Genomic DNA, 24188 nt, shown 5'->3' with positions numbered 1-24188 from the left:
GTTTAGTAGCTGCTGACTTCGGACAGCAGGCGCAGGTCCTCATCTTTCAGCTTCAGCACTGCGGCCTTCGCCAGCTCGTCCACCTGCTCCAGCGAGGTGGCGCTGACAATAGGAGCCGTAATGGACGGACGGGCCATCTGCCAGGCCAGTGCCACCTGTGCCGGCGAGGCGTGATGCGCTTCCGCCACCTGCACCAGAGTATGAATAATTTTCAGACCGCGCTCGTTGAGATATTTATCCACCACTCCCTGACCGCGCGCACTTTTCGCCGCATCCTCTTTGCTGCGGTATTTGCCGCTGAGGAAACCGCTGGCGAGAGAATAGTAGTTAATGACGCCCAGACCCTGCTCTTTCGCCACCTGTTCCAGCCCGCCTTCGTAACCTTCACGGTCATACAGGTTGTATTCTGGCTGCAGGGTTTCATAACGCGCCAGACCGTTGTCTGCACTGATCTTCAGCGCATCGCGCAGGCGATCGTCGGAGTAGTTAGAAGCACCGATTGCCCGCACTTTCCCTTCTTTGATCAGGGCATCAAAGGCGGCCAGCGTCTCCTGGAGCGGGGTATCAGCGTCGTCGCGGTGCGCCTGATAAAGATCGATATAGTCCGTTTGCAGCCGGGTCAGCGAAGCCTCAACCGCCTGACGAATGTATTTCGCTGACAGCCCGGTTTTGCCATCTCCCAGGTCCATGCCGACCTTGGTCGCCAGCACAATCTTGTCGCGTTTACCGCTTTTCTTCAGCCAGTTGCCGAGAATCACCTCTGATTCACCGCCTTGATTGCCCGGCGCCCAGCGGGAATAGACGTCCGCCGTATCGATAAAATACAGCCCTTTCTCGACCAGCGCATCGAGCAGGGTAAACGAGGTTTTTTCGTCGATGGTCCAGCCAAACACGTTACCGCCAAAGGTCAGGGGCGGTACCTGGATGCCAGAGCGGCCCAGCTGACGGTGTTCTAACTTACTCATAGTCATTCTCCTCATATGAAGTCATTAGCACGGGTGCGACAGTCTGTAAGCTTAGCAAACTCATTATTTCGCGCTCGATGTTTTGTGGCAAAAGATTTGCAATTTAAGTCACAACCAGGCAGGACAGAAGAAATCTAACCCGTTATCCTTAATTCCTTCATTTTTCAGCGGTTGAAATTCGCTATTCTTATAAAATTCGGGACACTTTTTTGTCCTGTCCGGGCATGTGCCAGATTTACCGAGAGCAAAAAACATGAAAAAACCGCGTCGTTTTCCCCTGATCCCCCTGGTCATCGCCGTTGCGCTGGTTGCCGGAGGGGGTTACTGGTGGTACAGCCACAGCAGCGAATCTCAGGCTCAGCCCGCAAAAGGGGCAGCGCAGCCGGGGGGTAAAGGCCATCGCGGCGGTGGGCGACCGGGCGGCATGAGCGGCGTCGCGGCACCGGTACAGGCAGCGGAGGCAGTACGCCAGAGCGTGCCGCAGTATCTTTCCGGGCTGGGGACGGTGACGGCGGCGAATACCGTCACGCTGCGCAGCCGGGTTGACGGTGACCTGATGGCCATCCACTTTAAGGAAGGCCAGGAAGTGAAAGCCGGGCAACTGCTGGCGGAGATCGACCCGCGTCCCTATGAAGTGGCGCTGATGCAGGCCGAAGGACAGCTGGCGAAAAGCAAAGCGACGCTGGCGAACGCCCGGCGCGACCTGGCACGCTATGAAAAACTGGCCAAAACCAGCCTGGTCTCGCAGCAGGAGCTGGATACTCAGCGCTCGCTGGTCAGTGAAACCCTCGGCACCATCAGGGCCGATGAAGGTAGCGTAGCCAGTGCGCGGCTCAACCTTACCTACAGCCGCGTGACCGCGCCGATTGATGGCCGCGTGGGGCTGAAACAGGTAGATGTGGGCAACTACATTACCAGCGGCGATACCAACGGCATTGTGGTGATCACCCAGACTCACCCCATCGACCTGGTGTTCAGCCTGCCGGAAAAAACCATTTCCGCCATCCTCAGCGCCCAGAAGCAGGGTGACGTGCCGGTAGAAGCCTGGGACCGCAGCAACAAAACGCTGCTGACCAGCGGGATGCTGCTGAGCATGGATAATCAGATCGACACCACCACCGGCACCGTCAAGCTGAAAGCACGCTTTACCAACCAGGATGACAGCCTGTTCCCCAACCAGTTCGTCAACGCACGTCTGAAGGTCAGCACCCTGAAAGATGCGATTGTCATTCCGCCGGCGGCGCTGCAGATGGGGAACGAAGGCAGCTTCGTCTGGGTGGTGAACAGTGACAGTAAAGTGAGTAAAAAAATCGTCGAAGTGGAACTCCAGGACAGCGAAAAAGTGGTGATTAAAGCCGGGCTGGAAGTCGGGGAAAAAGTGGTCACCGACGGGCTGGATCGCCTGACAGAAGGGGCGAAGGTAGAAGTGGTTGCCCCACAGGCCACGCCGCTAACCTCCGGTAAGGTGGCACAGCCGGCGAAGGGAGCCAGCGACTGATGCAGGTGATGCCCCCTACTCCCGGCGGCGGGCCATCCCGCCTGTTTATTCTGCGCCCGGTCGCAACCACGCTGCTGATGATCGCTATTCTGCTGGCCGGGATTATCGGCTACCGCGCCCTGCCGGTCTCCGCCCTGCCGGAGGTGGATTATCCGACCATCCAGGTGGTGACGCTGTACCCTGGCGCCAGCCCGGACGTGGTGACCTCGGCCATTACCGCCCCGCTGGAGCGCCAGTTCGGTCAGATGTCCGGCCTGAAACAGATGGCCTCACAAAGCTCTGGCGGTGCCTCTGTGGTGACGCTGCAATTCCAGCTGGAACTGCCGCTGGATGTGGCCGAGCAGGAGGTACAGGCCGCCATCAACGCCGCCACGAATCTGCTGCCCGGCGATCTGCCCAATCCGCCGGTCTACAGCAAGGTTAACCCGGCCGATCCCCCGATTATGACCCTCGCGGTCACCACCACCAGCCTGCCGATGACGCAGGTGGTGGATATGGTGGAAACCCGCGTCGCACAGAAGATCTCACAGGTTTCCGGAGTGGGTCTGGTCACCCTTTCCGGCGGCCAGCGCCCGGCGGTACGCGTCAAACTCAATGCACAGGCCCTTGCCGCGCTGGGAATCACCAGCGAAACGGTGCGCACGGCCATCGCCAATGCCAACGTCAACTCGGCGAAAGGCAGCCTGGACGGCCCGGAACGCTCAATTACGCTGTCGGCTAACGATCAAATCAAGACGGCAGAAGGTTACCGCCAGCTGATTGTCACCTTCCTGAACGGAGCGCCGGTTCGCCTGGGGGATGTCGCCACGGTGGAGCAAGGTGCAGAGAACAGCTGGCTCGGAGCCTGGGCCAATCGCCAGCAGGCGATTGTGCTCAACGTGCAGCGTCAGCCGGGGGCAAATATCATCGCCACCGCAGACAATATCCGCCAGATGCTGCCCACCCTCACCGCGTCGCTGCCGAAGTCAGTGGACGTTCAGCTGCTGACGGACCGCACCACCAACATCCGCGCTTCCGTCCACGATGTGCAGTTTGAGCTGCTGCTGGCGCTGGCGCTGGTGGTGATGATTATCTATCTGTTCCTGCGCAATGTGGCCGCCACCATTATTCCGGCGGTGGCGGTTCCGCTGTCGCTGATTGGCACTTTTGCCGTGATGTATTTCTTTGGCTTCTCGGTGAATAACCTGACGCTGATGGCGCTGACCATCGCCACTGGTTTTGTGGTCGATGACGCCATCGTGGTGATTGAAAACATCTCGCGCTATATCGAAAAAGGGGAAAAACCGCTGACGGCGGCGCTGAAAGGCGCGGGAGAAATCGGCTTCACCATTATCTCCCTGACGTTCTCGCTGATTGCCGTGCTGATCCCGCTGCTGTTTATGGGCGATATTGTCGGCCGCCTGTTCCGCGAGTTTGCCATCACGCTGGCAGTCGCCATTCTTATCTCAGCGCTAGTGTCACTGACGCTGACGCCGATGATGTGCGCGCGCATGCTGAGCGTGGAGTCGCTGCGCAAACAGAACCGCTTCTCCCGCGCCAGCGAAGCGCTGTTTGAGCGGGTGATTGCGCGCTACGGCCGTATGCTGCAAAAGGTGCTGAAGCATCCGTGGCTGACGCTGGGCGTGGCGATCGGCACCATGGCGCTGACGGTGCTGCTGTGGCTGGCGATCCCGAAAGGCTTCTTCCCCATCCAGGATAACGGTATTATCCAGGGCACGTTACAGGCCCCGCAGTCGGTCTCCTACAGCAATATGGCCCAGCGCCAGCAGGATGTCGCCTCGGTGATCATGAAAGACCCGGCGGTGCAGAGCCTGACCTCGTTTGTCGGTGTCGATGGCACCAACCCGGCGCTGAACAGCGGCAGGCTGCAAATTAACCTCAAGCCGCTGGACGAACGCGACGACCGCATTCCGGCGGTGATTGCCCGCCTGCAACAGCAGGTCGCGAAGATCCCCGGCGTCACGCTCTGGCTGCAGCCGGTGCAGGATTTGACCATTGATACCCAGGCCAGCCGCACGCAGTATCAGTTCACCCTGCAGGCGGGGTCGCTCGAGGCACTCAGCCTGTGGGTGCCGAAGCTACAGGCTAAACTGGCCACGTTACCGGAACTGAAAGAGGTCAGCAGCGACTGGCAGGATCAGGGACTGGAAGCCTATATCCGCGTCGATCGTGACAGCGCCAGCCGGTTAGGTATCTCACTGGCCGACGTCGATAATGCGCTGTATAACGCCTTTGGCCAGCGGCTAATCTCGACCATTTATACCCAGGCGAACCAGTATCGCGTCGTGCTGGAACATGACACCGCCGCCACGCCGGGGCTGGAAGCGTTGCAGAGCATTCGCCTGAAGAGCACCGAAGGCGGCAGCGTGCCGCTGAGCGCGATCGCCAGCGTGGAGCAGCGCCATACGGCGCTGAGTATCAATCACCTCGACCAGTTCCCGTCCACCACCTTCTCGTTTGACGTCAGCCAGGGCTATTCGCTGGAGCAGGCGGTTAATGCCATCACTCAGGCCGAGCAGTCCCTTGCCATGCCGTCGGAGATCATGACCCAGTTCCAGGGCAGCACCCTTGCCTTCCAGGCCGCGCTCTCCAGCACGGTGTGGCTGATTGTGGCGGCAGTGGTGGCGATGTATATCGTGCTGGGCGTGCTGTACGAGAGCTTTATTCACCCGGTGACCATTCTGTCTACCCTGCCAACCGCCGGAGTCGGTGCCCTGCTGGCGCTGCTGGTCAGCGGCAGCGAGCTGGATGTGATCGCCATTATCGGGATTATTCTGCTGATCGGCATCGTGAAGAAGAATGCCATCATGATGATCGACTTTGCGCTGGCTGCCGAGCGTGAACAGGGAATGACGCCGTATGAAGCGATTTACCAGGCCTGCCTGCTGCGCTTCCGTCCGATCCTGATGACCACCCTTGCGGCGCTGTTTGGCGCGCTGCCGCTGATGCTGAGCACCGGGGTTGGCGCTGAGCTGCGCCGTCCTCTGGGGACGGCGATGGTCGGCGGGCTGGTCGTCAGCCAGGTCCTGACGCTGTTTACCACCCCGGTTATCTACCTGCTGTTTGACCGTCTGTCACGCGCCACGCGCCGCCTGACGAAGCGGGAGGCAGAGTGAAATTTTTCGCCCTGTTCATCCACCGCCCCATCGCCACCACGCTGCTGACGGTGGCGATCCTGCTGGCCGGGATCCTCGGTTTCCGCCTGCTGCCGGTTGCCCCGCTGCCGCAGGTGGATTTCCCGGTGATCGTGGTCAGCGCATCGCTGCCCGGCGCATCGCCGGAAACCATGGCGTCATCGGTGGCGACGCCGCTGGAGCGCGCGCTCGGCCGCATTGCCGGGGTCAGTGAAATGACCTCGACCAGCTCGCTCGGCAGCACGCGCATCATCCTGGTGTTTGATTTTGAACGCGATATCAACGGCGCAGCACGCGACGTGCAGGGGGCGATTAACGCCGCCCAGAGCCTGCTGCCGACCGGGATGCCCAGCCGCCCCACCTATCGCAAAGTTAACCCGTCGGACGCACCGATCATGATCATGACGATGACCTCCGACACCTGGTCTCCCGGCCAGCTGTATGACTACGCGTCTACACAGCTGGCGCAGAAACTGGCGCAGATTGATGGCGTGGGCGATATCACCATCGGCGGCAGCTCCCTGCCGGCAGTGCGCGTCGCGCTCAATCCCCAGGCGCTGTTTAATCAGGGGGTGTCGCTGGATGCCGTGCGCACCGCCATCGCCAGCGCCAACGTGCGTAAACCGCAGGGGGCGATTGAAGACCACCATCAGCGCTGGTGGCTAAAAACCAATGATGAGCTGCAAACCGCCGCCGAATATCAGCCGCTGATCGTCCATTACAATCAAGGCGCGGCGGTAAGGTTACAGGATGTCGCCACCGTCACCGATTCAGTGGAGGACGTGCGCAACGCCGGCATGTCGAATGCCCGTCCGGCGATCCTGATCCTGATCCGCAAGGCACCGGAAGCCAATATTATTGATACCGTGGACCGTATCCGCGCGGAAATCCCGCAGCTGAGTAACATCATCCCGGCCTCGATCAAGCTGGAAGTGGCCCAGGACCGTTCACCGACCATCCGCGCCTCGCTGCATGAAGTAGAGCAGTCGCTGGCGATCTCCGTCGGCCTGGTGATCCTGGTGGTCTTCGCCTTCCTGCGCTCCGGGCGCGCCACGCTGATCCCGGCGGTGGCCGTGCCGGTGTCGCTGATCGGCACCTTTGCCGCGATGTACCTGTGCGGATTCAGCCTGAACAATCTGTCCCTGATGGCGCTGACCGTGGCCACCGGCTTTGTGGTCGACGATGCCATCGTGGTGCTGGAAAATATTTCGCGTCACGTTGAAGCCGGAGTCAAACCGCTGCAGGCGGCGTTGCAGGGGGTGCGTGAAGTCGGTTTCACCGTGGTGTCGATGAGCGTCTCGCTGATTGCGGTGTTTATTCCCCTGCTGATGCTCGGTGGTCTTATCGGGCGCTTTTTCAAGGAGTTTGCCGTCACGCTCTCGGTGGCGATCGCCATTTCGCTGGTGATCTCCATTACTCTGACGCCGATGATGTGCGCCCTGCTGCTGCGCAATAAGCCACAACATCAGCAGCCGCGTATTCGCGGATTTGGCCGCGTGCTGCTGGCCGTTCAGCAGGGCTATGGCCGCACGCTGCACCGGGTGATGGACCACGCTCGCTGGGCGCTGCTGGTGTTTATCGCCACCATCGGGCTGACGGTGTATCTGTATATTTCCATTCCGAAAACCTTTATGCCGGAGCAGGACACCGGGCGGCTGATGGGCTTTATCCAGGCTGACCAGAGCATCTCGTTCCAGTCGATGCGCAGCAAGCTGGAAGACTTTATGCGCATCGTCCACGCTGACCCGGCGGTGGAAAGCGTGGTTGGCTTTACCGGCGGATCGCGCACCAACAGCGGTTCGATGTTTATTTCCCTGAAACCGCTCAGTGAACGCAGTGACACGGCCCAGCAGACAATCGCCCGTCTGCGCGGCAAGCTGGCTAAAGAGCCCGGTGCCAGCCTGTTCCTGATGGCAGTACAGGATATTCGCGTCGGCGGGCGCGAGTCGAACGCGGGTTATCAGTACACGCTGCTGTCAGACAGCCTGGACGACCTGCGCGAGTGGGAGCCGAAGATCCGCCGGGCGTTCGCCGCCCTGCCCGACCTGGCTGACGTCAACTCCGACCAGGAAGACAAAGGTTCTGAAATGGCGCTGACTTACGACCGCGCCACCATGTCGCGGCTCGGTATTGACGTGGCGGATGCCAATAACCTGCTGAATAATGCCTTCGGCCAGCGGCAGATTTCCACCATTTATCAACCGCTGAACCAGTACAAAGTGGTGATGGAGGTGGACCCGCGCTATACCCAGGATATCAGCGCCCTTGACCAGATGTTCGTGATTAACAGCGAAGGCAAGTCGATCCCGCTCTCCTCATTTGCCCGCTGGCAGCCGGCGAACTCGCCGCTGTCGGTTAACCATCAGGGGCTGTCTGCGGCATCCACCATTTCGTTCAACCTGCCGGAAGGGGTATCGCTGTCGCAGGCCTCGGACGCGATTGACCGCAGCATGACCTCACTGGGCGTACCGTCCAGCGTGCGCGGCAGCTTTGCCGGGACGGCGGCGGTATTCCAGCAGACGCAGAGCAGCCAGCTGTGGCTGATCGTCGCGGCGATTGCGACGGTCTATATCGTGCTCGGCATCCTGTACGAAAGCTATGTCCATCCGCTGACTATCCTCTCTACCCTGCCTTCCGCCGGGGTCGGGGCGCTGCTGGCGCTGGAACTGTTTAGTGCGCCGTTCAGCCTGATTGCGCTGATCGGCATCCTGCTGCTGATCGGCATTGTCAAAAAGAACGCCATTATGATGGTGGACTTTGCGCTACACGCCCAGCGCAACGGCGGTATGACGCCGCGCGAGGCGATTTTCCAGGCCAGCCTGCTGCGTTTCCGGCCGATCATGATGACCACGCTGGCCGCGCTGTTTGGCGCGCTGCCGCTGGTGCTGACCAGCGGTGACGGTGCCGAACTGCGCCAGCCGCTGGGGATCACCATCGTCGGCGGTCTGGTGATGAGCCAGCTGCTGACGCTGTACACCACGCCGGTGGTCTATCTGTATATGGACAAACTGCGGCGCAAACCACGCCTTAAAACTGTGAAAGAGGAAGGCTGATGCCATGACCTCGTCACCCGCTTCGGTGCGCTGGCAGCTGTGGATCGTTGCCTTCGGCTTCTTTATGCAGACGCTGGATACCACCATCGTCAATACCGCCCTGCCGTCGATGGCGGCCAGTCTGCATCAGAGCCCGCTGAATATGCATTCGGTGATTGTCTCCTACGTGCTGACGGTGGCCATCATGCTGCCGATCAGCGGCTGGCTGGCAGACCGCTTTGGCGTGCGTAACGTGTTCTTCAGCGCCATTGTGCTGTTCAGCGCCGGTTCGCTCTGCTGTGCGCTCTCCGCCACGCTGGATCAGCTGATCCTCTCGCGCGTCCTGCAGGGTATTGGCGGGGCGATGATGGTGCCCGTCGGGCGCTTAACGGTGATGAGGCTGGTGCCACGCGCTGAATATATGGCCGCCATGACGTTTGTCACCCTGCCGGGACAGATTGGCCCCCTGCTCGGCCCGGCGCTTGGCGGCGTGCTGGTAGAGTACGCCAGCTGGCACTGGATTTTCCTCATCAATATCCCGGTCGGAATTGTCGGGGCAATCGCCACGCTGACGCTGATGTCGAACTTCACGCTGCCAACCCGACGCTTCGATTTTAGCGGCTACCTGCTGCTGGCGGCAGGGATGGCCACGCTGACGCTGGCGCTCGACGGCCAGCGTGGAAGCGGATTCACCCCCCTGCTGCTGTGCCTTTTGATCCTGTGCGGCGTCTTCAGCCTGGTGTTCTATCTGCTGCACGCCCGTAATAACGATCGCGCCCTGTTCAACCTGAAACTGTTCGACAATCGCCTGTACGCCATCGGCCTGACGGGCAGCCTGACCGGGCGCATTGGCAGCGGGATGCTGCCGTTTATGACGCCGATTTTTCTGCAGATTGGCATGGGCTACAGCCCGCTGCATGCCGGACTGATGATGATCCCGATGGTGCTGGGCAATATGGGAATGAAGCGCATCGTGGTGCGCATCGTTAATCGCTTTGGTTACCGCAACGTGCTGGTGGGGTCCACCCTGGCGCTGGCGGGCGTTGTGCTGCTGTTTCCGGCCGTGGCGCTGCTGGGCTGGCACACCCTGCTACCCGTGGTGCTGTTCCTGCAGGGCATGGTCAATGCCATTCGCTTCTCGGCGATGAATACCCTGACGCTGAAAGAGCTACCCGACGAACTGGCCAGCAGCGGTAACAGCCTGCTGTCGATGGTGATGCAGCTGTCGATGAGTATCGGCGTCACCCTCGCCGGGCTGCTGCTGGGCACCTTCGGCCACCAGGCGGCCACCGGTAGCCCGCAGATCGCCCAGGCGTTTATTGACACCTGGCTGTGTATGGCGCTGATTATTGCCCTGCCCGCTCTGGTTTTCTGGCGTGTCCCTGAAGAGACGCCCCCTAATGCACTCGTGTCGCGCAGGAGAAAGTCTTAATGTTGGCCAGATTACGTATCGGCATTACCGCCAAGCTGTTCGCGGCAATCTTCTCGACCTGCATGCTGGTGCTAATCACCATGCACTGGGGCGTGCGGCTCAGCTTTGAGCACGGCTTTATCGACTATATCAAGCGCGGCAACGAGCAGCGGCTGATGATGCTGAGCGATGCGCTGGCCGATCAGTACGAACAGCACGGCAGCTGGGACTTCCTGCGTAATAACAACAAGCTGGTATTCAACATTCTGCGTTCGCTGGAGCAGAACCCGGATGCCAGCAACCAGCTGCCGCCCCACGGCTGGCGCACGCAGTTCTGGATCATCGACCAGCAGTATCATGTGATGATCGGCCCGCGAGCGCCGGTCCCCCAGGAGGGATCGCGGCGCAACATTACCACCAGCAGCGGAAAAGTCGTCGGCTGGGTGATCGGTTCGCCGTCTGAGCGCCTGACGCGCAGCGCCGATATCAACTTCGACCAGCAGCAGAAGCGCACCAGCTGGATGATCGTCGGGCTGACGATGCTGCTGGCTGCTGCCGTCACCTGGCTGCTGTCGCGCGGGCTGCTGGCACCGGTCAAGCGGCTGGTTGAGGGCACGCACCATCTGGCCGCCGGGCACTTTACCAGCCGGGTGCAGGCCTCCAGCCGCGACGAGCTGGGGCGTCTGGCACAGGACTTCAACCGTCTGGCCAGTACGCTGGAAAAAAATGAAAAGATGCGGCGCGCTTTTATGGCCGATATTTCTCACGAGCTGCGCACCCCGCTGGCCATTCTGCGCGGTGAGCTGGAGGCGATACAGGACGGCGTACGCAAACTCACCCCGGAATCGATTCTCTCACTGCAGGGGGAAGTGGCGACGCTGACCAAACTGGTGGATGACGTGCACCAGCTGTCGCTGTCGGATGAAGGTGCGCTGGCCTATCGTAAAAGCCAGACCGACCTGGTTCCCCTGCTGGAGCTGGTGTCCGGCAACTTCCGCCACCGTTACGCACAGCATCCGCTCACCCTGACGCTGACGTTACCGGACCAGGCGCCGCAGTTTGGCGATCCTGACCGCCTGATGCAGCTTTTTACCAATCTGATGGAAAACAGCCTGCGCTACACCGATCCCGGCGGCACCCTGCACATCAGCCTGCATCAGACCCCCGGCGGCAACGTCCTGCACTTTGATGACAGCACGCCCGGTATCAGCGACGCGCAGCGCGAACAGATTTTTGAGCGTTTCTACCGGGCGGAAGGGTCACGGAACCGCGCCAGCGGCGGCTCCGGGCTGGGGCTGGCGATTTGTCAGAATATTGTTGAAGCCCATGACGGCACCATCGTTGCGGAGCACTCCGATGCAGGTGGCGTCAGAATTACGGTACACTTGCCCGATAAGACTCACTGACAATGGTTAACGCTATGACACTGGATACTCCTGCTCCGCTGATTTTGATCGTTGAAGATGAACCCAAGTTGGGCCAGTTAATGATCGACTATTTGCAGGCGGCCAACTTCCGCACTCACCATCTGCTGCGCGGTGATGAAGTGCTGCCGTGGGTAAAACAGCACTCGCCGGATCTGATCCTGCTGGACCTGATGTTGCCGGGGCTGGACGGGCTGTCCGTCTGCCGCGAGCTGCGGAGTTTTTCCGATCTGCCGGTGGTGATGGTGACGGCAAAAATTGAAGAGATCGATCGCCTGCTGGGGCTGGAGATTGGCGCTGATGACTACATCTGTAAGCCGTTCAGCCCGCGTGAAGTGGTCGCCAGGGTCAAGACTATTCTGAAGCGCTGCCAGCGTACGCCAGAGGAAGCCCGCCAGGTTTCCCTGCTGAAAGTGGATGAAAAACGTTTTCATGCCAGCTGGGACGATAAGCCCCTTGACCTGACCCCGGCGGAGTTTCGTCTGTTAAAAACGCTGGCTCAGGAGCCGGGCAAAGTCTTCTCGCGCGAGCAGCTGTTAAATCATCTGTATGACGACTACCGCGTGGTCACCGACCGCACTATCGACAGCCACATTAAAAACCTGCGCCGCAAGCTGGAATCGCTGGACGCTGACCAGCCGTTTATCCGCGCCGTGTACGGTATGGGCTATCGCTGGGAAGCAGATATCTGCCGTTTGATTTAGATCAATTCCACCGAACTCCCGCCGCCTTACAATCCCCCGCCGTCGGGCCGATCGGAAAAATGATTGGCCCCTGCAAAAACGACCCCCTATCGCAATATCTGACCTGACATCAGACTGAGACATTATGTTTAAACCGGAACTGCTTTCTCCGGCCGGGACACTGAAAAACATGCGTTACGCTTTTGCGTATGGCGCAGACGCTGTGTATGCCGGTCAGCCTCGTTACAGCCTGCGCGTGCGCAATAATGAATTCAACCATGAGAATCTTGCCACCGGCATCCGTGAAGCCCACGCGCTCGGTAAGAAGTTCTACGTGGTGGTCAATATCGCCCCGCACAATGCCAAGTTGAAAACCTTTATCCGCGACCTGAAACCGGTGGTCGATATGCAGCCGGATGCGCTGATTATGTCCGATCCGGGGCTGATTATGCTGGTGCGCGACGCCTTCCCGCAGATGGATATCCACCTGTCGGTGCAGGCGAATGCCGTCAACTGGGCCACGGTGAAGTTCTGGCAACAGATGGGGCTGACGCGGGTGATTCTGTCACGCGAGCTGTCGCTGGAAGAGATTGGTGAAATACGTCAGCAGGTGCCGGAGATGGAGCTGGAAATTTTCGTTCACGGTGCCCTGTGCATGGCCTACTCCGGGCGCTGCCTGCTGTCCGGTTATATCAATAAACGCGATCCGAACCAGGGCACCTGCACCAACGCCTGCCGCTGGGAATATAACGTGCAGGAAGGCAAAGAAGACGCCATTGGCAATATTGTGCATCGCCAGGCGCCGATTGCCGTACACAACGTGGAACCGACGCTGGGTGCCGGTCAGCCGACGGATAAAGTGTTTATGATCGAAGAGGCGATGCGCCCCGGCGAATATATGACCGCCTTCGAGGACGAGCACGGCACCTACATTATGAACTCGAAGGATCTGCGCGCCGTGGCACACGTGGAGCGCCTGACGCAGATGGGCATCCACTCGCTGAAGATCGAAGGCCGCACCAAGTCATTTTACTACTGCGCCCGCACCGCTCAGGTTTACCGCCGGGCGATTGACGATGCCGCCGCCGGAAAGCCGTTTGATTCTGCCCTGCTGGAAACGCTGGAAGGCCTGGCGCACCGGGGTTACACCGAAGGTTTTCTGCGCCGCCACACGCACGACAGCTATCAGAGCTACGAAGCCGGTTACTCCGTATCCGACCGCCAGCAGTTTGTCGGTGAGTTTACCGGGCAGCGCCGGGGCGCGCTGGCACAGGTCGATGTGAAGAACAAATTCAGCGTTGGCGACAGCCTGGAGCTGATGTCACCGGCCGGCAATATTAATTTCACCCTGACGCAGATGGAAAATGGCAAAGCGCAGGCAATAGAGGTGGCTCCCGGTAACGGTCATCTGGTGTGGCTGCCGCTGCCGGAAGAGATGGATTTGCAGTATGCGCTGCTGATGCGCAACCTGGCAGGCACCACCACCCGCCATCCGCATGCGGTCGGGCTGGCAAAAGAAGTTACATGATGTAACTGATTTTAGAATCCGATCACATTACCGTCGCGCATTCCCCGTTATGATGCTCGCGCTCCTAACGATTAAATCCAAATAGCGCAGGATCGGGGCCATAAATTTCAGGTTGCAACAGCGCCGCAAGTAAACAAATCCCCCGGAGCTTACCCCCGTAAGTGACGAGAGTGAGTCAACGCAGCTAACGCCTCTGCAGCGCGAAAGATACTGGTCAGCACCACCTCGTTCGGCCCTTACGGCTCCCCCGTCTGGGCCATTTCTTTTTCTGCCCCCTCCCTTTTCAGAAAACTCCTCACGTTTTCGCCCGGAGTTAACCCTCTGCGGCAAGGTATGCTATATCTTGATGCAAACCACCAATGCCTTCAGGGATTAAAAATGGAAAAACATTCACTTACGCTGGCCATTTTAAATGGCAAAAGCGCCGGTAATGAAGAACTGCGCGCGGCGGTTGCCACGCTGCGCGAGGAAGGTTTCCCGCTGGAAATCCGCGTCACCTGGGAGCACGGCGACGGTGAGCGCTACGTGCATGAAGCGGTTACACTGGGCGCTGAGACGGTGATCGCCGCCGGAGGCGACGGCACTGTAAACGAAGTCGCCACGGCCCTGGCCCGACTCTCCCCGGAGAACCGGCCGGTTCTCGGTCTGGTCCCGCTAGGAACCGCCAATGATTTTGCCACCAGCGCCGGTATCCCGGAAGAGATGGAAAACGCGCTGCGCCTCGCCATCCGGGGTAAAGCCAGCGCCATCGATCTCGCCCGCGTCAATAATGACCGCTATTTTATTAATATGGCGACCGGCGGATTCGGCACGCGCATCACCACAGAAACGCCGGAAAAGCTGAAATCGGCGCTGGGCGGCGTCTCCTACTTTATTCACGGGCTGATGCGCATGGACACGCTGAAAGCAGATAGCTGTACGCTGGAAGGACCAGATTTTCACTGGCAGGGCGATGCCCTGGTGATCGGGATCGGTAACGGCCGCCAGGCAGGGGGCGGGCAGCGCCTGTGCCCGACGGCACTGATTAATGACGGCAGGCTGGAGCTGAGCATCGCCACCTCGCAGGAGCTGTTGCAGACGCTGGTGCACAAGCTGACCAGCGACGAAGAAAACCCCAATCTGATTACCGCTTCGCTGCCCTGGCTGACCATCCGCGCGCCGAATGAGATGACCTTTAACCTCGACGGCGAGCCGCTGACGGGGACAGAGTTTCGTATTGAGGTGATGCCCGATGCGCTGGAGTGCCGCCTGCCCCCCTCCTGCGAACTGCTGGCGTAACCGCCACGAGCAGGCGGCGTTGCCAACGCAACCACCGGACCAATGCGCTGACAGCCTCCCGCATTAACACTGATGAAAAGCGCCGACTGGCGCTTTTCTTCCCTTCCCTTCTCAACCCCACGAATGTGATCTCACTCGCGAATCCGGCACACGCAACTTGTATGGTAGTACGTTATCGGCGTATTTTTTCAGCATTGTTAGCGTACAAGGCGGTCCGGAATGAAAATTGTAAAAGCAGAAGTGTTCGTTACCTGCCCAGGCAGAAACTTTGTCACCGTTAAAATCACCACCGACCAGGGACTGACCGGTGTCGGTGATGCCACGCTGAACGGGCGTGAACTGCCGGTGGCGTCGTATCTGAAGGATCACGTCTGCCCGCAGCTGATCGGGCGTGATGCCCACCAGATTGAAGATATCTGGCAGTTCTTCTACAAGGGGGCTTACTGGCGTCGCGGCCCGGTCACCATGTCGGCGATCTCCGCCGTTGACCAGGCGCTGTGGGACATCAAAGGGAAAGCGGCCAATATGCCGGTTTACCAGCTGCTGGGCGGCGCATCGCGCACCGGAGTAATGGTTTACTGCCACACCACCGGGCACAGCATCGATGAGGTGATGGACGACTACGCCAAACACCGGGAACTGGGCTTTAAAGCCATCCGCGCCCAGTGTGGCGTGCCGGGTATGAAGACCACCTACGGCATGGCAAAAGGCAAAGGCGAAGCCTACGAGCCCGCCACCAAAGGCGCGCGCCCGGATGAGCAGCTGTGGTCAAGCGAAAAGTACCTCGACTTCACGCCGAAGCTGTTTGCGGCCATTCGCGATAAGTTTGGCTTTGACGAACACCTGCTGCACGACATGCACCACCGCCTGACGCCAATTGAAGCCGCCCGCTTCGGTAAAAGCGTGGAAGAGTACCGCCTGTTCTGGATGGAAGATCCGACCCCGGCAGAAAATCAGGAATGTTTCCGCCTGATCCGCCAGCACACCGTGACGCCGATTGCGGTCGGTGAAGTGTTTAACAGCATCTGGGACTGCAAGCAGCTGATTGAAGAGCAGCTTATCGATTATATCCGTACCACCATCACCCACGCGGGCGGCATCACCGGCATGCGCCGCATCGCCGATTTTGCCTCGCTGTATCAGGTGCGTACCGGTTCCCACGGCCCGTCCGACCTGTCACCTATTTGTATGGCGGCAGCACTGCACTTTGACCTGTGGGTGCCTAACTTCGGCGTACAGGAATATATGGGCTACTCCGAACAGATGCTGGAGGTGTTCCCGAACAGCTGGAGCTTCGACAACGGTTACATGCACCCCGGCGACAAACCGGGTCTGGGCATTGAGTTCGACGAAAAGCTGGCCGCGAAATATCCCTACGAACCGGCCTACCTTCCGGTTGCCCGTCTTGAAGACGGCACCCTGTGGAACTGGTGAGGAGATGAAGATGAAAAGCGTGGTGATTGAACGCCCCGGTGAACTGATGTTACAGGACCGCCCCCTGCCGGAACCGGCCGCCGGGGAAGTCAGAGTCAAAGTGAAATACGCCAGCATCTGCGGTTCCGATGTGCATATCTGGCACGGGCATAACCCGTTTGCGCGCTATCCCCGCGTGATTGGTCATGAGTTTTTTGGCCTGATCGATGCCGTTGGCAGCGGCGTCGACAGCGCGCGCCTCGGTGAGCGCGTGGCGGTGGATCCGGTGGTGAGCTGTGGTCACTGCTACCCCTGCTCCATCGGCCGTCCTAACGTCTGCAGCGAATTGCAGGTGATTGGCGTACATCGCGACGGCGGCTTCAGCGAATATGCCCTGGCACCGGCGGGCAATGCTTATACCCTGCCGGATGCCATTCCCGACACGCTGGCCTGCCTGGTTGAACCGTTTACTATCGCCGCCAATATCAGCGCCTTCCTCAAGCCGCAGCCGGATGATGTGGCGCTGATTTACGGGGCCGGGCCGATGGGCCTGACCGCCATTCAGGTGCTGAAAGGCGTCTATCAGGTGAAAAAGGTGATAGTTGCTGACCGGCTGGAAGAGCGGCTGGCAATGGCGCAGGCCAGCGGGGCGGACGTGGTGCTGAACAACGCCGACATCCCGCTGGCCGCACAGCTGGAAGGCGTGCAGCCTACGCTGATTATTGATGCCGCCTGCCATCCGTCGATTCTTGCTGAAGCGGCCGCGCTGGCCTCTCCGGCCGGGCGTATCGGCCTGCTCGGCTTCTCCGGCGAGGCCTGCACCGTGACGCAGCAGAGTCTGACCAGTAAAGAGCTGTCGCTGTTTACCTCCCGCCTGAACAGCCACCGCTTCCCGCAGGTGATCGCCTGGATGGAACAGGGGCTGATCCAGCCGGAGAAACTGGTGACCCATACGCTGCCGCTGGCCCGGATTGAACAGGCCATGACGCTGTTCGAGAAAGACCCGCGCAGCTGCTGCAAAGTGATTATCAGTATGTCTTAACGCCAGAACGCCGGGGTTATTCCCGGCACCCCCACGACCCTACAAATTAAAACCAGAACAAGCGGAGCTATTACAATGTTTAAAAACCTGCGCTGGACGATCGTTTTACTGCTGTTCCTTGTTTACATGATTAACTACCTTGACCGGGTGGCGCTGTCTCTGACCGTGCCAATGATTGAAAAAGACCTGATGCTGAATGCAGAAGAGTTTGGCCTGATCTTCGGCAGCTTCTTCTTCGGCTATGCCATCTTTAACTTTGTCGGTGGGCTGGCGACCGACAGGTTCGGCCCGACCATTACTCTCGGCGTCGCCGTGGGGATGTGGTCCCTTTTCTGTGGTTTTACCGCGCTGGCGACCGGTTTCTGGTCAATGCTGATCCTGCGCGTGCTGTTCGGGATGGCGGAGGGGCCGATCTGCGCCTCGGCGAATAAAGCGATTAACGGCTGGTTCCCGAAAAAACAGGCCGCCACGGCGATGGGGCTGTTAAGCGCCGGGTCACCGCTCGGTGGCGCCGTGGCAGGCCCGATCATTGGCTATCTTGCCCTCGCCTTCGGCTGGCGTCCGGCGTTCGCGATTATCTGTTCGATTGGTATTATCTGGATGGTGGTGTGGTTCTTTATTGCCGCCGACAACCCGCTGAAAAGCAAGTTAATCAGCGAGCGTGAGCGCGCCCTGATTGCCCAGCTGAAAGATGAGCAGCTGAGCCCGGAAGAGGAGCTGTCGCAGTCGCAGCACGGCCTTGGTTACTACCTGCGCCAGCCGATTATCCTGGTCACCGCCTTCGCCTTCTTCTGCTACAACTATATTTTGTTCTTCTTCCTGAGCTGGTTCCCGGCCTATCTGGTCCAGGCACACAACCTCGATATTAAGGCGATGAGTATTACCACTATGATCCCGTGGATCGTTGGTTTTGTCGGCCTGGCGCTGGGGGGCATCATCTCGGATAAAATCTTTAAAATCACCGGGAAGCTGCTGCTGTCGCGTAAAATCGTGCTGGTGGTCTCGTTAATGGCCGCAGCGATTTGTGTCGGTCTGGCGGGTACGGTAAAAGAGGTCACCTCGGCCGTCGGGCTGATGTCGGTGTCGATCTTCTTCCTGTACATCACCGGGGCGATTTACTGGGCGATTATTCAGGATGTGGTGCATAAAAGCCGCGTCGGCAGCATCAGTGGCTTTATCCACCTGATCGGCAGCCTGTCCGGGATTATCGGGCCGATCGTCACCGGCTATATCGTGCAGCATACCGGCAAGTTCGACAGCGCCTTTGTGCTGGCCGGCGTGGTCGCCGCGCTCGGAGCCCTGCTGGTGCTGTTTGTAATTAAACCGCCGAAGAAACTGGATACTCCGGTATCCATCTGATTATCGCGGGCGGGGCCAGCCCCCGTCCGTCACCTGAGGATGCATTATGTTGTGTTGCGATACCCTCCCACCCGACGTGCAGCGCCCGCTGTATAACCGCCAGTTACTGCGTACCCGCATGGTGCATATCGGTTTTGGTGCCTTCCACCGCGCCCATCAGGCGGTGTGCAGCGATCGCCTTGCTGCGGAACAGGGCAGCGACTGGGGCTACTGCGAAATCAATCTTAACAGCGGCGAGCTGATTGCCGCTCTGCGCCAGCAGGGGCTGTGCTACACCGTGGCCGAAATGGCAGATGATCGCCTGAATCTAAGGGTGACTGGCGTGGTGACAGCCGCCCTGCACGGCCAGTCCGACGGTATTGAAGCGGTACTGGAGGCGCTGAGCCAGCCCGATGTGGCGATTGTCTCCATGACCGTCACTGAAAAAGGCTACTGCCACCATCCTGCCAGCGGGGAATTAAATCTTGAACACCCCGGTATTGGCCACGACCTGGCTCATCCCGACACGCCGCAGACGCTGCCGGGCATTATTCTGGCAGCCATCCGCCGCCGTCGCGATCGCGGGCTGGCTCCTTTCAGCGTGATGTCGTGCGATAACATGCCGGAAAACGGCCGCGTCACGCGCCGTGTCATTGTTGAACTGGCGAGTCAGCAGTCGCCGGAGCTGGCGGACTGGATCGGGCAGCAGGTCACCTTCCCCTCAACCATGGTGGACCGCATTGTTCCGGCCATGACCGGGGAAACTCACCGTGCGCTGAGCGAGAAACTGGGCTGCGAGGATCCGGTGGCCGTGGCCTGTGAACCTTTCTTCCAGTGGGTGATTGAAGATAACTTTGTCAGCGGCCGCCCGCAGTGGGAGCTGGCCGGGGCAGAACTGGTCGCCGACGTGCTGCCGTTTGAAGAGATGAAGCTGCGGATGCTGAACGGCAGCCACTCGTTCCTGGCCTATCTGGGAAATCTGGCGGGCTATCAGCATATCAGCGACTGCATGGCTGACGCACACTTCCGCACCGCCGCGCGCCAGCTGATGCTCGATCAGCAGGCCCCCACGCTGCGTACCCCCGGCGTTGACCTGACCGCCTACGCGGATTCGCTGATTGCGCGTTACAGCAACCGGGCGATCAAGCATCGCACCGCGCAGATTGCCAATGACGGCAGCCAGAAGCTGCCACAGCGCTGGCTGGACAGCATTCGCTGGCACCTGGCGCACGGCAGCCGTTTCGATCTGCTGGCGCTGGGCGTGGCGGGCTGGATACGCTATGTCGGCGGTCGCGACGAGCAGGGACAGCCGGTAACCATCAATGACCCTCTCAGCGCTGAGCTGGCAAAACGCGTGGCGGAAACGGCGGAAGGGGAACCGCGCGTGGCGGCCCTGCTCGGCCTGAAGCATGTTTTCGGTGACGACCTGGCCGGTAACGCGACCTTTGTGGAGCAGGTGAACCATTATTACCGCCTGCTGTTGAGCCAGGGAGCGAAACAAACGGTGTATCAACTGGTTGCCCGCGTTTAACTCTGGCGCAGACGCGCCAGCCTGATTAGACTGAAGACTTTCACACCATGCGTGGGCGGGCCGTTGACCCGCCGCTAAAGGGAAGTTGCCGAATGTCGACTGTCTATACCATCACCGCCAGTGAGCCGGTCAATCAGCAGATTTATCGTTTTCTGCGTCAGGAGATCGTCACCTGTGCGATCCACCCCGGCTCCTTTCTGTCGGAAAAAGAGGTCTCCACGCGCTTTAACGTCTCACGTCAGCCGGTGCGTGAAGCCTTTATCAAACTGGCAGAAGCGGGCCTGGTGCAGGTTCTGCCACAGCGTGGCACCTTTGTGCGTAAAATCTCTGCGCAGCGCGTTGCCGACGGTCGCTTTATCCGTGAAGCCGTCGAGGTGGCGGTGGTGCGCCGTGCCGCGGCAGAAGCCACGCCTTTCGGTCTGGCCGCGCTGGAACACAATCTGCAGTTACAGGCGCTGGCGGCGGACCGCCATGACAGCCAGGCTTTTCTGCTGCTGGATGATGAGTTTCACCGCCTGATTGCCCAGAGCATTGGCTGTGAGCTGGCGTGGGAGACGGTAGAAAATATTAAAGCCACCATGGACCGCGTGCGCTTTCTGACGCTGAGCAAGGTCTCGCCACCGGAGAGCCTGATTGAACAGCACCGTCAGATTTACCAGGCGCTGTGCGCGAAAGATGCCGATGCCGCAGAGCAGGCGCTGCGGCGTCATCTGCAGGAGATGATTTTTTCGATTACGCCGATTGCCGAACAGAACAGCGAGTGGTTCGACGCGGTGTGACCGATGACGGGGCGACCGAAAAAAAGGAGGAACATGGGCACCCGCACGTAGGGGCTGACCTTCTGTTTCGGTCAGCCCGTCCGGTTCACAGCACGGGGCGACCGGAAAAAAAGGTCGCCCCTACAGGGTCACCCCGTTCACCGTCAGGCGATGGTGACGTTCTTCGCCAGATAAACGTCCTGCACCGAATTAATCAGCGCTACGCCGTCCTTCATCGATTTCTTAAACGCTTTACGTCCCAGAATCAGCCCCATTCCCCCGGCGCGCTTATTGATGACCGCCGTGCGTACGGACTCGGCGGTATCGGTATCCCCGGCCGCTGCGCCGCCGGAGTTAATTAACCCCGCACGGCCCATATAGCAGTTCGCCAGCTGGTAGCGCACCAGATCGATCGGGTTATCACTGGTCAGCGTGCTGTAAACGCGTTCGTCAGTGTGGCCAAATTTCAGCGCCTTATAGCCGCCGTTATTCTCCGCCATTTTCTGCTTAACGATATCCGCGCCGATGGTGGCCGCCAGATGGTTCGCCTGGCCGGTCAGGTCAGCGCTGGCGTGGTAGTCCACCCCCTCTTTCTTGAAGGCATCGTTACGCAGGTAAGCCCACAGCACGGTGACCATGCCCAGTTCATGCGCCCGTTCAAACGCCGCAGAGATCTCTTCAATCTGACGCCGCGACTGCTCCGAGCCGAAATAGATGGTTGCCCCGACGGCAACGGCACCAAGGTTAAAGGCCTGTTCGACGCTGGCATACAGCGTCTGATCGTACTGGGTGGGGTAACTCAGCGTTTCGTTATGGTTCAGCTTCACCATAAAGGGAATGCGGTGAGCATAGCGGCGGGAGACGGAGGCCAGCACGCCATAGGTGGAGGCTACGCAGTTACAACCGGCTTCAATGGCCAGTTCAACAATATTTTTCGGGTCAAAATAGAGCGGGTTCGCCGCAAAGGAGGCGCCGGCTGAATGCTCAACGCCCTGGTCCACTGGCAGGATAGAGAGGTAACCTGTCCCGGCTAAACGTCCGGTGTTGTACAGGGTTTGCATATTGCGTAACACAGCCGGGGGGCGGTTGTTATCCACCATCACCCGGTCAACATAATCCGCTCCGGGAAGGTAGAGGTTGTCCGCTGGAATAGTCATGCAGCGATGTTGCAAAAGAGAATCCGCTTCTTTGCCCAATAACTGTACGATGTCCGTCATGATAACTCCTGTTAAAATGTTCAGGACCCTTTTCAGGGCCCGCGCGTCAGTTTTTCTGACCCCAACAGGTTGAACCCATAACCCGCATTAAGGCAAATTGCTGACTCCATTTTTCAGAACGATCCGCACTAAAAGCCCGTGAAGTGTGAGCGGGTTACCACCATTGATGAAAATGGTGTACCGGCCCGTTTCCGTGGCCCACCTCCAGCGAATCGGCCTGCTCCAGCGCCCCCTGTAGCCAGTGTTTTGCCGCCTGCACGGTGGTGACCCAGTCATTATGACGCGGACGCAGCGCCGCCAGCGCCGCCGACAGGGAACAGCCGGTGCCGTGCGTATTGCGGGTATGGATGCGTGGCGCGGTAAAACGCTGCTCCAGCTGGCGGGTAAACAGCCAGTCGGGACTTTCCACTGCGCTGAGATGGCCGCCCTTCATCAGCACCGCCTGGCAGCCCAGCGCCAGCAGCGCACGGCCCTGCTGGCGCATTTCCCTTTCATCACGGGCGGGCGGGCACTGCAACAGCGCGGCGGCCTCCGGCAGGTTCGGGGTAATCAGGGAAACCTGCGGCAGCAGGCGCTCGCGCAGAGTAGCAACCGCGTCGGCACTGAGTAACGGGTCACCGCTTTTCGCCAGCATCACCGTATCCAGCACCACCCACGGCACGTTCGCCCCCTTCAGGCGCTCGGCCACCACATCGACAATGGCACTTTCTGCCAGCATGCCAATTTTAATCGTGTCGATACGCACGTCCGACAGAACAGAGTCCAGCTGCGCGGCCACGAACGCGGGCTCAATGCGGTAGACCGACTGAACGCCGGTGGTGTTCTGCGCCACCAGCGCCGTGATCGCGCTGGTACCGTAAGCGCCCAGCGCCGAGAAGGTTTTCAGATCGGCCTGGATCCCCGCGCCACCGCTGGGGTCGGTACCGGCAATCGTCATGGCATTAATGCGTTTCATCGCCACGCCTCCGGGTCCAGCAGATACAGAGCGTCGAGGAAGGCCGGGATAAAGCTGCCCGGCCCCCTCGCCTGCGCGGCGGCACGTTCTCCGGCGAGGGAGACGACGCGACAGGCGCTGGCAACATGGACCAGACGATCGCCCGGCAGCGTGGCAAAACCGGCCACCGCCGCCGACAGCGCGCAGCCGGTGCCAACCACCCGCGTCATCAGCGCCGAGCCGCCGCTGACGCTCAGGGTACGGTTGCCGTCGGTGACAAAATCTACCTCTCCCGTCACCGCCACCACCGCGCCGCTCTCCTGCGCCAGCGCCTGTGCCGCGTGCAGTGCGGCCGTCGAGGCGTGCTGGCTGTCAACGCCACGGCCGCTGACCGCCTGCTTTGCCAGCGCCATAATTTCCGAGGCATTACCGCGAATTGCGGCCGGTTTAAGCCGCAGCAGCTGGTGACAGAAGGCGGTGCGGAAATCCAGCCCCCCCACCGCCACCGGATCTAACGTCCAGCCGCGCCCTGCCGTACTGGCGGCGTGAACGGCGGCCAGCATCGCCTCACTGCGGCTGTGAGTCAGGGTTCCGACATTGATCAGCAGGGCATCGGCCATCGCGCTGAACTGCGCGGCTTCCTGCGCATCGATGACCATCGCCGGGGAGGCACCCAGCGCCAGCAGGACGTTGGCCGTAAAGGTCTGCACCACATCATTGGTCATACAGTGAATCAGGGGGGATCGCTGTTGGAACAGCGTCAGGGAATCGGCCACGTCGCTGTGGCTGAGGGGTTCAGGTTGGATCATTTTTGCTCCCAACCGGCGATCAAGAAGGCGATGCCGGTCGGGCATCTGACTTCCCTACGCTGGCATTATCCAGATCAGGTTATACGGGTATTTCTCAGCCTTCACAAAGAAGGGCACCCCGAGTCATTGGTCGTGTTTACTGTTTATTCATTACTGACTGAGCGGACAGGATAAGAGAGAAACGGTGATCCTG

Annotated in this window: 17 protein-coding genes and 1 riboswitch; of the genes, 13 read left to right on the top strand and 4 right to left on the bottom strand. The window is 59.9% G+C overall.

Features of this window, described 5'->3' with window-relative positions; genetic code table 11:
* Positions 1-2: 2 nt before the first annotated feature.
* Positions 3-965 (bottom strand): aldo/keto reductase, encoded by a 963-nt coding sequence (locus ABEH87_RS01155; protein WP_346573163.1) that lies wholly within the window; start codon positions 963-965, stop codon positions 3-5.
* A 253-nt stretch (positions 966-1218) separates the two neighbouring features.
* Here ABEH87_RS01155 and ABEH87_RS01150 point away from each other — a divergent pair, with 253 nt between their 5' ends.
* The 13 genes from ABEH87_RS01150 to ABEH87_RS01090 all read left to right on the top strand — a co-directional run bounded on the left by ABEH87_RS01150 (position 1219) and on the right by ABEH87_RS01090 (position 21056).
* Positions 1219-2463 (top strand): MdtA/MuxA family multidrug efflux RND transporter periplasmic adaptor subunit, encoded by a 1245-nt coding sequence (locus ABEH87_RS01150; protein ID WP_346573162.1) that lies wholly within the window; start codon positions 1219-1221, stop codon positions 2461-2463.
* Positions 2463-5579 carry an MdtB/MuxB family multidrug efflux RND transporter permease subunit gene (locus ABEH87_RS01145; RefSeq protein WP_346573160.1) on the top strand — a complete coding sequence of 1039 codons (3117 nt, stop codon included), beginning with the start codon at positions 2463-2465 and terminating at the stop codon, positions 5577-5579. Before ABEH87_RS01150 ends, ABEH87_RS01145 begins: the two co-directional genes overlap by 1 nt.
* Positions 5576-8650 carry a multidrug efflux RND transporter permease subunit MdtC gene (gene mdtC, locus ABEH87_RS01140; RefSeq protein WP_346573158.1) on the top strand — a complete coding sequence of 1025 codons (3075 nt, stop codon included), beginning with the start codon at positions 5576-5578 and terminating at the stop codon, positions 8648-8650. Before ABEH87_RS01145 ends, mdtC begins: the two co-directional genes overlap by 4 nt.
* 4 nt (positions 8651-8654) lie before the next feature.
* Entirely contained in the window at positions 8655-10061 is a 1407-nt protein-coding gene (mdtD, locus tag ABEH87_RS01135) for a multidrug transporter subunit MdtD (RefSeq protein WP_346573157.1), read from the top strand.
* Positions 10061-11446: a two-component system sensor histidine kinase BaeS gene (gene baeS, locus ABEH87_RS01130; RefSeq protein ID WP_346573156.1), complete on the top strand. Its 1386-nt coding sequence runs from the start codon at positions 10061-10063 to the stop codon at positions 11444-11446. Before mdtD ends, baeS begins: the two co-directional genes overlap by 1 nt.
* Before the next feature lie 14 nt (positions 11447-11460).
* The gene (gene baeR / locus ABEH87_RS01125) at positions 11461-12168 is read left to right on the top strand and encodes a two-component system response regulator BaeR (RefSeq protein WP_346573155.1); all 708 of its coding nucleotides are present in this window, start codon (positions 11461-11463) and stop codon (positions 12166-12168) included.
* Positions 12169-12292: 124 nt separating this feature from the next.
* Positions 12293-13675 carry a tRNA 5-hydroxyuridine modification protein YegQ gene (gene yegQ, locus ABEH87_RS01120; protein ID WP_346573154.1) on the top strand — a complete coding sequence of 461 codons (1383 nt, stop codon included), beginning with the start codon at positions 12293-12295 and terminating at the stop codon, positions 13673-13675.
* Positions 13676-14053: 378 nt separating this feature from the next.
* Positions 14054-14953 (top strand): lipid kinase YegS, encoded by a 900-nt coding sequence (yegS, locus tag ABEH87_RS01115; protein WP_346573153.1) that lies wholly within the window; start codon positions 14054-14056, stop codon positions 14951-14953.
* Positions 14954-15172: 219 nt separating this feature from the next.
* Positions 15173-16387, top strand: a complete 1215-nt coding sequence (manD, locus tag ABEH87_RS01110) for a D-mannonate dehydratase ManD (protein ID WP_346573152.1) — start codon at positions 15173-15175, stop codon at positions 16385-16387.
* Positions 16388-16397: 10 nt separating this feature from the next.
* Positions 16398-17408, top strand: a complete 1011-nt coding sequence (locus ABEH87_RS01105; RefSeq protein WP_346574536.1) for a Zn-dependent oxidoreductase — start codon at positions 16398-16400, stop codon at positions 17406-17408.
* A gap of 75 nt (positions 17409-17483) precedes the next feature.
* Positions 17484-18767, top strand: a complete 1284-nt coding sequence (locus ABEH87_RS01100; protein WP_346573151.1) for an MFS transporter — start codon at positions 17484-17486, stop codon at positions 18765-18767.
* 46 nt (positions 18768-18813) lie between these two features.
* A complete protein-coding gene (locus ABEH87_RS01095; RefSeq protein ID WP_346573150.1) occupies positions 18814-20277 on the top strand; it encodes a mannitol dehydrogenase family protein in 1464 nt (487 codons plus the stop codon).
* A gap of 92 nt (positions 20278-20369) precedes the next feature.
* Positions 20370-21056 carry a GntR family transcriptional regulator gene (locus ABEH87_RS01090; RefSeq protein ID WP_346573148.1) on the top strand — a complete coding sequence of 229 codons (687 nt, stop codon included), beginning with the start codon at positions 20370-20372 and terminating at the stop codon, positions 21054-21056.
* A 143-nt stretch (positions 21057-21199) separates the two neighbouring features.
* Here the strand turns inward: ABEH87_RS01090 and fbaB are convergent, their stop codons facing one another.
* The 3 genes from fbaB to thiM all read right to left on the bottom strand — a co-directional run bounded on the left by fbaB (position 21200) and on the right by thiM (position 23995).
* Positions 21200-22252, bottom strand: coding sequence for a class I fructose-bisphosphate aldolase (gene fbaB, locus ABEH87_RS01085; protein WP_346573146.1), 1053 nt, complete (start codon positions 22250-22252; stop codon positions 21200-21202).
* A 154-nt stretch (positions 22253-22406) separates the two neighbouring features.
* Entirely contained in the window at positions 22407-23207 is an 801-nt protein-coding gene (gene thiD / locus ABEH87_RS01080) for a bifunctional hydroxymethylpyrimidine kinase/phosphomethylpyrimidine kinase (protein WP_346573144.1), read from the bottom strand.
* Positions 23204-23995 (bottom strand): hydroxyethylthiazole kinase, encoded by a 792-nt coding sequence (gene thiM, locus ABEH87_RS01075; protein WP_346573142.1) that lies wholly within the window; start codon positions 23993-23995, stop codon positions 23204-23206. Before thiM ends, thiD begins: the two co-directional genes overlap by 4 nt.
* A 34-nt stretch (positions 23996-24029) precedes the next feature.
* Positions 24030-24126, bottom strand: a riboswitch (TPP riboswitch).
* Between the last annotated feature and the right edge of the window lie 62 nt (positions 24127-24188).

This window comes from Erwinia sp. Eh17-17, assembly GCF_039675725.1.
Lineage (GTDB): Bacteria > Pseudomonadota > Gammaproteobacteria > Enterobacterales > Enterobacteriaceae > Erwinia.
This window is presented reverse-complemented; position numbering and strand designations above follow the sequence as displayed.